Genomic DNA, 10,523 nt, shown 5'->3' on the forward strand with positions numbered 1-10,523 from the left:
GACCCGTCAGCGCTGCCCCCAACGCCCTGCCGGGCACTTCTTTCTGAGACGGGGCCTCATATCTGTGCTCCATCTTCGGCGACGCCGGCAGTGACACTTGTGCGCGCCACCGGCCTCGCAACTTTCGTGACGAAGACGATGAGCGCCAGCGCCAGGAAGCACGCGCCGACCAGATAGGGCGCGCCGCCGAAGGTCACGGGAGCGCTCGGCCCGGTGAACCAGGAAAAGATCGCCGTATAGAGCAGTGGCGTGACGATCGAGGTGATCGAGAAGATCGAGGTCATCGCACCCTGCAGTTCGCCCTGCGCCGAAGGCGGCACCTTGGCGGCGGCGAGGCTCCTCAGCGGTGGATCGGCCAGCGCTTCCAGACAGCCGAAGACGATCACCGCATAGATCATCCAGCCTTGCGATGCGAACGCGTAGCCGAAGGCGCTGAGTGCCGTAAAGGCAAGACCGATGACCGCCGTCCTCCACTCACCAAGCCGGGGGATCACCCGCGGCAGCACCGTCGCCATGACGATCGCGCCGCACAGGCCGAAGGCGCCGAGCGAGAAGCCGATCTGCTGCTCACTCCAGCCATAACGGTAATTGGAAACGAACGACCAGACCGCCGGATACATCATGTGCCCGAGCGTCATCAGGAAGAAAACAAGCCCGATCCAGCCAATGCCCTTGTATTGGCGCATCTGGAGGAGCGTGCCGACCGGATTGGCGCGCTTCCACTCGAAGCGGCGGCGATGCTTGTCGTCGAGTGTTTCCGGCAACAGGAACAGCGCGATCAGGAAATTCACGAAGGCGAGCCCGGCAGCGAAATAGAACGGCACGCGCGGCCCGAACGTGCCGAGCAATCCGCCCAGGACCGGCCCGATGACGAAGCCAACGCCAAAGGCGATGCCGAGCAGGCCGAAATTCTTCGCCCGGTTCTCGTCGTTCGAAATGTCGGCGATGAAGGCGGATGTCGTCGAATAGCTGGCGCCCGAAATGCCGGCCAGCACACGGCCGATGAACAGCATCGGGTAGGACCAGGCCACGGCGCAGATCAAATTGTCGACGGAAAAGGTCAGCACCGAGGCAAGCAGGATCGGCCGCCGCCCGAACCGGTCACTTAACCCGCCCATGATGGGTGCGAAGAAGAACTGCATGGCCGCATAGACGAAGAACAGCCAGCCGCCTTCGATCGCCGCCCCGCTGATGCTGACCCCGGTCAATTCCCTGAGATAGGCCGGCAGCACCGGCATGATCATGCCGAAACCGATGATGTCGAGCAGCAGTGTGGTGAAGACGAGCGCAAGGCCCCGTCTGGCGGTTTTGGGATCGATCATGGCGGGTCCGGCTCCTGTGGTCGCCCTGGGGCGCAGGCGGACGCATCTTATAGGCGAGTCCGATGTAAGGAACAATGCGGGAACGGATCGGATTCTTTCATCCTGACAGCCCCTGACGGCGCCTTGGCGTCAGGGCAGCGCCCGGAAGCGGCTATTCAAATTGGCCCGCTCAGCGTGTTGCAATCCGAAAGCTTGCCGCTCTTGTAGCCGCGCGCCAGCCAAGTCTGCCGCTGCTGCGAGGTGCCGTGGTTGAAGCTTTCCGGCACGACATAGCCTTGCATCTTCTTCTGCAGCGTGTCGTCGCCGATCTGCTTGGCGGCGTTCAGCGCGCTTTCGATGTCTCCCTGCTCCAATATGCCTTTCTGGTCGGTGTAATGCGCCCACACGCCGGCAAAGCAGTCGGCCTGAAGCTCAATGCGCACCGACATCTGGTTGGCCTCGACCTCGCCCATGCTTTGCCGCATCTGGTTGAACTTGGACATGATGCCGGTTAGGTTCTGCACGTGATGGCCGATCTCATGCGCGATCACATAGGCGCGGGCGAATTCGCCCGAGGCGCCGAATTGCTGATCGAGCTCCTGGAAGAAGGTCATGTCGAGATAGACCTTGTGGTCGCCGGGGCAATAGAACGGTCCGGCCGCCGCGGAAGCAAAGCCGCAGGCCGAGCGGACCTGGCCGCTGAACAGCACCAGCTTCGGATCCTCGTAGGTCAGGCCCTGCGATTTGAAGATGCCGGTCCAGGTGTCCTCGGTCTCGGCCAGCACCGTCGCCACGAACTGCTTCATCTCGTCACTGGCGGGCGCACCCGCGCCGCTGCCCTGGCCACCGCCGCTGTTGTCGGTGATCTGGCCACCGCCGCCGTCGCCACCGCCCAGGATCGTCGATGGATCGAAGCCGAAATACCATCCGGCCAGCACCACCAGGATGACGAGGAAGATGCTGCTGCCGCCGCCGGCGCGACCGCCGATCGGAATGCGGAACTGGCCGGGGCTGCCGCTGCCGAGCCCGCCGCCACTGTCGCTGCGGTCGTCCTCGACATTGTCACTCTGACGACGGCCCTTCCAGAGCATGGCAACTCCTCGCGCTGCAAACTTCCCCCGTTGCCCGGTAAAGCCGGCTCAACCGAACAACAATTATCCCAACGGTTGCGGCAAGTCACAGCATTTTTCGACGGCCTCAAGGCCACATAGGGCGCCTGCGGCTACACCATCAGGCCCAAAAGACGCTCTCCCGTTGGGCCGCTTTCGCCGGTTTCCCTGAAGCCGTGCGCGATATAGAATTCTCCGGTTCTCTATGGAAGCGAGGGGCGCTTGCGGACGATCGGCCAATTCCTGCTGTCCCTGACGGCACTGACCTGTTTTGGCATCGGGTCCGCCCGCGCCGTCACGCTCGATTCCAGCGTCGCCGTCACCGATCCCGCCACCCTGCAGGCGCTCGAACGCGGCGGCCTGTCGATCAGCCGCCTGCTCGGACCCGCACTCGGCCTCACCCGCGAGGTCGACAATCGCGGCCTTTTTTCGGTGCCGGCACTGGCCACGGTGCGCGACACCGTCAAGCTTGAGATCGCCAACGAACCGAAGACCAGCCCGGACCCTTATGTTGCTGATATGGCGAAGTCGAAGGACACCAGCCAGAAATTCAATCCAAAATACATCGACGACGACGGCTCGACGCTCGACCTGACCGGCGTCGTCAACCGCATGGATCGCGGCTATCTCGGCCACACCGAATGCGGCGAGATCCGGCTGATCTACCGCTTCCACTATTCGGTCGCGGAAAAGCCGGCCAAGGGAAAGGCGGGCCAGCGCATTTCCTCGCGCCTGCCGCTGACCATGAGCCTGGTCTTCAACGCCAAGCCCCATCAAGCACAAGCCCGCGCCTCGAAGGACTTGCCAAGCGCCATTGATGTGTCCTGCGCCGATGTCGCCCAGCGCTGGCTGGCTGCCGGGAAACAGGACCTGCCGCCCGATCAGCTTGCCGCCTGGCTGCGCTCCGACGCGGGACCGCTGTCGGGTGCCATGCTGAATTCCTCGCAGATCATGCGGCTGGAACTCAACATGCAGGTGCTTCGGCTGTCGGCCTCGACGCGGCGCGATTTCGGCGGCCATGCCGAATATCTGCTGAAGATCTTCAAATGGGATCCGGCCAGCTCGACATTTTACGAATCGAAGATGGAGAACCAGATCGATCGGACCACGGTGCTGGCCGACAAGCCGTCCTTCGCCAAATGGCTGCTCACCGACCGCAACATCTACGACCTCGATCATGGCCGGCTGGTCATCGACGAAAAATTCCTGGCCAAGAGCGCCGTTTCCGTCGCACCCGGTGGCCTCAGCCGGTCGCAGAACAACATCGCCTACGGGCTAGTCGACGACGCCGACGTCGACAAGGCGTTGAAGGACTATGTCGCCAGGGGCAACACGCTCGCCTCCATCAGGTCTGTGGCCGGCTTCGAATTGCGCCTCAACGAGATGAGCTGCACCGGCTGCCATCAGACGCATGGCATTGCCGGGTTCCACTACACCGGCGCCGATCCGGCCAGCGAGCCGCGCCGCAACGCCGTCTTCGTGCCGGGCTCGGCCGTCTTCTTCGCCGACCTGCCGCGCCGCCGCGCTATCGTCGAGCAGTTCGCAGCCGGCGGGCATCCGGACTTTACGCGCGGCTTCGCCGCCCGTCCGGACCAGAAATATGCGGAGGCGCTGAAGGGCACCGACCTCTACAATGGGTGGGGCTCGATCTGCTATCGCGGCGAGGACCTGAGCTTCAAGCACTGGACCTGCGGCGCGGGCCTGCGCTGCGCCGGCGTCCATGAAAGCTCCATCCATCCAGGCTTCGGCACCTGCGTCAGCGAGGCCGGCACCGCGGTCGGTGATCCCGTCGAGTTCGGCGAGATCAAGATGTCGACCTGGGGCAACGACCAGTATTGCCGCCTGTCGCCAGCCACCGCCAAGACCTGTGCCATCAATCCGGCTCGTGACAAGAAACCACCGGTCAAGCTCGCCGGCTACGGTGCGGCGCGCCAGCGCTACGACAATCCCGAACAGAAGACCGGTGGCTTTCCCGGCGGTATGCTGCGCAAGGCGAGCTGCGACAAGCTGCCCGACGAGGCGACCTGTGGCCGGCTCGCCAAGACCGGTTTCAACGACTGCGTCGCCTCGGGCAAGGACCACAAATTCTGCACCAGGGAATTCACCAAGACCGCCGGCCTGCGCGCCTGCGACAAGGGGCATCCCTGCCGCGAGGATTATATCTGCACATCAGGCTACGACGATCTGGCGCAAGCAAAAGCCGGCAAGGGCACCTGCATTCCGCCCTATTTCATCTTCCAGTTCCGCGTCGACGGCCACCCGCGCAGTTGGGTGCAGGACGTCAGGGAATGAGAGAACGGTTTGCCGAAGGCGAATTGAAAGATCCGGTTCGGTTCCGGCGACTGGGAAATCCGGCGGCGGGTGCGGTTCAGCGCGCCGCCGTCATCGCCTTGCGAAACGCTTCCAGCGTCTCGGCGCTGACATGGTGCTCGATGCCCTCTGCGTCGATGCGCGCGGTTTCCGCACTGACGCCGAGCGAGCGCAAGAAAGCTTCCACCGTCTGGTGGCGGATGCGGCTTTCCTCCGCGACCTTGCGGCCGGCATCGGTCAGGAACACGCCGCGATAGGGCTTTCTCGACACCAGCCCGTCGGCGCACAGCCTGGTCAGCATCTTGGCCACCGTCGGCTGGGCAACGCCAAGCCGTGCGGCGATATCGACCTGGCGCGCCTCGTTGCCGTCCTCGATCAGGTCTGCGATCAGCTCGACATAATCCTCGACCAGCGCACTGCGGCGCGCTTCGCGCGTCTGCCGGAAGCCTTCCGAATGAACGTCGGCGTCAGGCAGCGGTTTTTCGCGCGGGACCGATCTGTTCTTCAGCGCCAATACGCGCTCCTCCCGAGGCTTTTGCTGTCCATGCATCCATAGCACGGGCTCTGATTCTTCAGGCCGTTTATTTGCATTCCGCCACCGGTGCAACCAGCGTCTCCAATTGCCCCTCTTCGTGCGCTAAGGGCTACCGCTCAAAAAGCACGAACAATGAAATATAGCATATTGCATAATGTTGAGCCATGGCATAGCTTTAGGGCAACATCGCCCAGTTTCGCGGAAAGCCCTCGTTCATGTCCGACGTCGAAGCCACAGTTTCCCGCTCCTCATGGCGCTTCGCCAGGCCGGAGGAGGACGAACAGCCCAGCCTGCGCGAAGTCAATTCTTCCATCGCCGTGCCAGGTTCGGGCGTCTGGTTCCGGCGCCTGGCCGCCTTCATGGGCCCGGGCTACATGGTCTCGGTCGGCTACATGGATCCGGGCAACTGGGCGACCGACCTCGCCGGCGGCGCCCAGTTCGGCTACACGCTGCTGTTCGTCATCATGCTGTCCAACCTTATGGCGATCCTGCTCCAGGCGCTGGCAGCACGGCTCGGCATCGCCACCGGCCGTGACCTCGCCCAGGCCTGCCGCGCCTATTATCCCCGTCCGGTCAATTTCGTGCTGTGGATCGCCTGCGAACTGGCCATCATCGCTTGTGACCTAGCCGAGGTCATCGGCACCGCGATCGCGCTGCAGCTTCTGTTCGGCATTCCGCTGATCGGCGGCGCCATGCTGACGGCGCTCGATGCCTTCCTCGTGCTTCTCTTGATGAACAAGGGCTTCCGCTATCTCGAAGCCTTCGTCATCGCGCTGCTGATCATCATCTTCGGCTGCTTTGCCATCCAGATCTTCGCCGCCGCCCCGCCGGCCGGCTCGATCCTGCATGCGATGTTCGTGCCGTCGTCGGCAATCGTCACCAATCCGGCGATGCTTTACATCGCCATCGGCATCATCGGCGCCACCGTCATGCCGCACAACCTCTATCTGCACTCCTCGATCGTGCAGACCCGCGCCTATGAACGCACCGACAAGGGCAAGCGCGACGCCATCAAATGGGCAACGACGGACTCGACTATCGCCCTGATGCTGGCCTTGTTCGTCAACGCCTCGATCCTGATCGTGTCTGCGGTCGCTTTCCATAACACTGGTCACCATGACGTCGCCGAGATCAGCCAAGCCTTCGAGCTGTTGTCGCCGCTGCTCGGCCTCGGCATAGCCTCGATCCTGTTTGCGGTGGCGCTGTTGGCTTCCGGCCTCAACTCGACGGTGACGGCGACGCTGGCTGGCCAGATCGTCATGGAAGGCTTCCTGCGCCTGCGCATTCCCAACTGGGCGCGCCGTCTTTTGACGCGCGGCCTCGCCATCGTCCCGGTGGTGGTCGTCACCGCGCTCTATGGCGAAAAGGGCACCGGCCAGCTGCTGGTGTTCAGCCAGGTGATCCTGTCGATGCAGCTGCCCTTCGCGGTCATCCCGCTGGTGCAGTTCGTCTCCGACAAGAAGAAGATGGGCAACCTCGCCATCCCGCGCGGCGTCGCTGCTCTTGCCTGGGTGGTGGCCGCGATCATCCTGGTGCTCAATTTCAAGCTGCTCTACGAGACCATGTTCGGGGTCGGCTGAACTCCGCCTCGCCGGGAAATCGAACTGCCCCTCCCCGCAGAGGCTAGCTTCCACGACAATTCGACGATCCGCGCTATGTTCTCCGGCATCATGCCCCGGATCGAAGACATCAGGAAGTTCTACGCGCGGCTGATGGCCGCCAATGCTGGCTCGCCCGACCCGCGCCTCGAGGCGGTTTTCGCCGAGGTGCCGCGCGAGGCGTTCCTCGGTCCCGGGCCGTGGACGATCATCGCTGGCAACGGCAAGATCACCACGCCGAGCGCCGATCCGGCGCACATCTACCAGAATGTTCTGGTAGCGCTCGACGCCGACAAGGGCATCAACAATGGCGAGCCGTTCCTGCACGCCATGTGGATCGGGAAGCTTGCGCCGAAACCCGGCGAAGCCGTTACTCATATCGGCGCCGGCACTGGCTACTACACCGCTGTGCTGGCCAGGCTGGTTTCACCAGGCGGCACCGCCACCGCTTTCGAACTCGATGAAGATCTAGCCAACCTCGCGCAACGAAATCTCGAAGCCTATGGCAATGTAACCGTCGTCCATGGCAATGCGGTGACGATGCCCTTGCCGCCATCCGACATCGTCTATGTCAATGCCGGCGTGGCCGCGCCGCCGGCCGGATGGCTGAAGGTGCTGCGACCAGGCGGCCGCATGATCTTTCCCTGGCGCCCGGCCGAGCGTGTCCCTCTCGCGGTGATGGTGACCCGCACCGAAAAGGGCTTCGCTTGCGATCCGTTCATGCGGTCGTGGTTCATTCCCTGTGTCGGCGCCTCGGTTGCGGGCCCCGCGGTTAGAATCCCGACACGCGAGCAGGCCGCGCGCAGCCGCTCGATCTGGCTGATGGAGGACAAGGCGCCGGACCGCACGGCCACCGCAGTCTTCGGCGATGTCTGGTTCTCATCGAAAGATCTCGATGCCGAACCGCGCACCAGGCCTCGCAAATGACGGTGGTTCGCAAAAATTTCATATGTCCTGTCGGACCGGCGAGCGGCCGCCCGTCCTTGGGTTGAAGTCCGGCCACGACGGCATGGAGCGAAGAAAAGGGAGCATTGAAATGAGAAAGATCATCGCTGCGACATTCGTCAGCCTCGACGGCGTCATGCAGGCACCTGGCGGTCCGGAAGAGGATCCTGTCGGGGGCTTCAAGTTCGGCGGCTGGACGTTTCATTACTTTGACGAGGTGGCGGGCGCGGCAATGGATGAACTCTTCTCCAAACCCTTTGCCCTGCTGCTTGGCCGCAGAACCTACGACATCTTCGCCGCGTACTGGCCGTATCAGAAAGATTCGATCGCGGATGCCTTCAATCCCGCGACCAAATACGTGGCGACGCATCGGCCTGACACCCTCACCTGGCAGAACACGCAATCGCTTGGGCCGGATATCGTCGCGACGTTGCGCCGCCTCAAGCAGGAGAATGGACCTGACCTGCTCATCCAGGGATCGGGCAATCTGATCCAGACCTTGCTCGCCAACGGGCTGATCGACGAGATCCGGCTGATGACCTTCCCGCTGTTGCTGGGCAAGGGCAAGCGGCTGTTCGGCGATGACGCGATGCCGGCCGCCTTCAGGCTTGCCAAGTCGCAGGTCTCCAGCACCGGCGTGATCATGGCGACCTACGAGCGCGCGGGCGAAATCAAGGTCGGCTCCTTTGTCACGGGAGAGCCATCGGAAGCCGAACTCGAGCGGCGCAAGAACTGGAAGTAGCTTTGCAGGGCCTGGGTTCCTCGCCCCCATGACATGGGGGAGAGGTGGCCGCGAAGCGGCCGGAGCGGGGGCTTCGTAGGGCGGATGCTTTGTGAAAACTTGGCACTTCGGCGCCAATCCCCTCTCCGTCTCGGCTTCGCCGAGCCACCTCTCCCCACATTCGTGGGGCGAGGAACCCAAGTTCTTCCAGGCCTCAAGCCGCCACCAGCCGCCGTGCGAGTCCATCCCTGATATACCGCGCGAATTCCTGCGCCGCCGGCCCTACCCCATGCCTCGGCAAATGCAGATTGATCGAAAAATTCGGCAGCGGCGGCAGCCCGGACTCCGATGGCAATATGTCGAGATCGGCCGGCACCGTGGAGGCAAGCCAGGTAGTGACCGCAAGGTCGGAACGCACTGTCGCCGTCGTCGCGTCGATGTTGCCGTTTTCGAACACGGTGCGCCACTCCAGCCCATGCTCGCCGAGCGCCGCCAGCACCGCCGGACGGAAGGCGCAGGTATCGGCGACGATCGAGACCGGCAGCGGCCGCTTGGCACGGGCAACGCCGCCCTTGGCGCCGACCCAGACCAGCCGGTCGATGGCAAGGCATTCGCCCGCCGACGAACCGACGCGTTCCTCGATCACCGCGAGGTCGATGGTCCCGGCCGCAAGGGCAGCGGCCAACTCGGGCGACGAAGCGCAGACCAGCGATATTTCGACCTGCGGATAGGTCTCGGCATATGTCTTCAGCACCGGTGCAAGCAAGGTGCCGACAAGGTCGTAAGGCACGCCGAGCCGCACCTGGCCAGCAACCGGAGTGCCCGCCATTTCGGCCCAGATTTCGTCATTCAAGGCCAGCAGCCGCTTGCCCTTGCCGAACAGCTGTTCGCCGGCGCGCGTCAGCCGCAAGCCGCGCCTGTCGCGCTCGAACAGGCTTGAGCCGAGCGCCTCCTCCAACCGCTTGACCTGCTGGCTGACAGCACCTTGCGTCAGGTGCAGCGCGTTGGCAGCCGCCGTCATGCTGGCCTTGTCGGCGACGGTGATGAAGGTGCGGATCAGCGCCATGTCGAGATTTCGGATCATGGCATGCATTATGGCTGCTAATGCTAACCATGGCAAACATTGCATTTACTGACGCTAACTCTCCGCTACGATCGCTGCTCTCACAGAGGAAGCCACATGCTCGAGCCCGTCATCCCGCTCATCCTGTTTGCGATCGTTGCCACCACAACGCCCGGCATCGCCACGACCTTGTCGACGGCGTCCGGCGCGCAGTTCGGCTTTCGCCGTTCCGTGCCTTTGCTGGTCGGCAGCGCCGCCGGCCTCGCCACCGTGACCGGCGCGACCGCCGCCGGGCTCGCCGGGCTGCTGCTTGCCGTGCCCTCGCTGCAACTGGCGATGAAGGTCATCGGCTCGCTTTATCTCGTCTGGCTGGCGATCAAGATCGGCCGCAGCGGACCGCCCAATCTGGATGTGACCATGGCCAGACCGAACAGCTTTCTTGGCGGCGCCGGCATTCAATGGATGAACCCGAAAGGCTGGGCGATGGGATTGGGTGCCGCAGCCTCGTTCGCAGCGCTGGCCAGCGGGCCGATGCAGCTCGCGCTGCTGCTCGGCGTCACCTTCGGCCTCGCCGCCGCCGCCTCGCTGTCGCTGTGGTGCGTGGCCGGCATGCTGCTTGCCCGGCTGCTCAAGACCGAGCGGCAATGGCGCGCGCTCAACATCGTGCTGGCGCTGGTGCTTGCCGCATCGATCATCCCGATGTGGCGGACGGCATAAAGCGCCCAAGCCAAAATCCGCGCCAGTACCCCCACCCGGACCTACGGTCCGACCTCCCCACAAGGGGGAGGTAGGGAGCGCAGCTTTTTCGCATCCCCACAAGACCATTGTCGCACGGGCGGACGAGGCGCTTCCTCACCCTCCCCCTTGTGGGCAGGGCTATCGCATATGAGTAAAGAGGCTAAGCAGGTTTTGATCGGCCCATCGTGCCTTGAGTCGTTTGT

At 63.7% G+C, this 10,523-nt stretch carries 9 protein-coding genes; 5 read left to right on the forward strand and 4 right to left on the reverse strand.

Features of this window, described 5'->3' with window-relative positions; translation table 11 throughout:
* Window positions 1-56: 56 nt before the first annotated feature.
* Together X744_RS145105 and X744_RS145100 are read right to left on the reverse strand one after the other, a co-directional pair.
* Window positions 57-1,322 carry a tetracycline resistance MFS efflux pump gene (locus tag X744_RS145105; protein WP_023761858.1) on the reverse strand — a complete coding sequence of 422 codons (1,266 nt, stop codon included), beginning with the start codon at window positions 1,320-1,322 and terminating at the stop codon, window positions 57-59.
* 155 nt (window positions 1,323-1,477) lie between these two features.
* Window positions 1,478-2,392 carry a neutral zinc metallopeptidase gene (locus tag X744_RS145100; protein ID WP_023761859.1) on the reverse strand — a complete coding sequence of 305 codons (915 nt, stop codon included), beginning with the start codon at window positions 2,390-2,392 and terminating at the stop codon, window positions 1,478-1,480.
* A gap of 240 nt (window positions 2,393-2,632) precedes the next feature.
* On the opposite strand from X744_RS145100, the gene X744_RS145095 reads away from it, so the two are divergent.
* Window positions 2,633-4,702 carry a hypothetical protein gene (locus tag X744_RS145095; RefSeq protein ID WP_031260924.1) on the forward strand — a complete coding sequence of 690 codons (2,070 nt, stop codon included), beginning with the start codon at window positions 2,633-2,635 and terminating at the stop codon, window positions 4,700-4,702.
* 76 nt (window positions 4,703-4,778) lie between these two features.
* Here X744_RS145095 and mntR read toward each other — a convergent pair whose 3' ends face one another.
* Entirely contained in the window at window positions 4,779-5,234 is a 456-nt protein-coding gene (gene mntR, locus X744_RS145090) for a manganese-binding transcriptional regulator MntR (protein WP_023761861.1), read from the reverse strand.
* A 236-nt stretch (window positions 5,235-5,470) separates the two neighbouring features.
* Here mntR and X744_RS145085 point away from each other — a divergent pair, with 236 nt between their 5' ends.
* The 3 genes from X744_RS145085 to X744_RS145075 all read left to right on the forward strand — a co-directional run bounded on the left by X744_RS145085 (window position 5,471) and on the right by X744_RS145075 (window position 8,540).
* A complete protein-coding gene (locus X744_RS145085; protein ID WP_023761862.1) occupies window positions 5,471-6,835 on the forward strand; it encodes an Nramp family divalent metal transporter in 1,365 nt (454 codons plus the stop codon).
* Window positions 6,836-6,925: 90 nt separating this feature from the next.
* Entirely contained in the window at window positions 6,926-7,780 is an 855-nt protein-coding gene (locus X744_RS145080; RefSeq protein ID WP_023761863.1) for a protein-L-isoaspartate O-methyltransferase, read from the forward strand.
* A gap of 109 nt (window positions 7,781-7,889) precedes the next feature.
* A complete protein-coding gene (locus X744_RS145075) occupies window positions 7,890-8,540 on the forward strand; it encodes a dihydrofolate reductase family protein (protein WP_023761864.1) in 651 nt (216 codons plus the stop codon).
* A gap of 193 nt (window positions 8,541-8,733) precedes the next feature.
* On the opposite strand, the gene X744_RS145070 is transcribed toward X744_RS145075, so the two are convergent.
* Window positions 8,734-9,603: a LysR substrate-binding domain-containing protein gene (locus tag X744_RS145070; protein WP_023761865.1), complete on the reverse strand. Its 870-nt coding sequence runs from the start codon at window positions 9,601-9,603 to the stop codon at window positions 8,734-8,736.
* Between the two features lie 96 nt (window positions 9,604-9,699).
* On the opposite strand from X744_RS145070, the gene X744_RS145065 reads away from it, so the two are divergent.
* Entirely contained in the window at window positions 9,700-10,299 is a 600-nt protein-coding gene (locus tag X744_RS145065; protein WP_023761866.1) for a LysE family translocator, read from the forward strand.
* Window positions 10,300-10,523: the final 224 nt, after the last annotated feature.

The organism is Mesorhizobium sp. LNHC252B00 (genome assembly GCF_000502955.1).
GTDB lineage: Bacteria > Pseudomonadota > Alphaproteobacteria > Rhizobiales > Rhizobiaceae > Mesorhizobium.

Bases quoted from the DNA above. Each gene is read 5' to 3' on its own strand.
- X744_RS145085 (WP_023761862.1), top strand. From the start codon at position 5,471: ATGTCCGACGTCGAAGCCACAGTTTCCCGCTCCTCATGGCGCTTCGCC.
- X744_RS145100 (WP_023761859.1), bottom strand. From the start codon at position 2,392: ATGCTCTGGAAGGGCCGTCGTCAGAGTGACAATGTCGAGGACGACCGC.
- X744_RS145105 (WP_023761858.1), bottom strand. From the start codon at position 1,322: ATGATCGATCCCAAAACCGCCAGACGGGGCCTTGCGCTCGTCTTCACC.
- X744_RS145065 (WP_023761866.1), top strand. From the start codon at position 9,700: ATGCTCGAGCCCGTCATCCCGCTCATCCTGTTTGCGATCGTTGCCACC.
- X744_RS145070 (WP_023761865.1), bottom strand. From the start codon at position 9,603: ATGATCCGAAATCTCGACATGGCGCTGATCCGCACCTTCATCACCGTC.
- X744_RS145080 (WP_023761863.1), top strand. From the start codon at position 6,926: ATGCCCCGGATCGAAGACATCAGGAAGTTCTACGCGCGGCTGATGGCC.
- X744_RS145075 (WP_023761864.1), top strand. From the start codon at position 7,890: ATGAGAAAGATCATCGCTGCGACATTCGTCAGCCTCGACGGCGTCATG.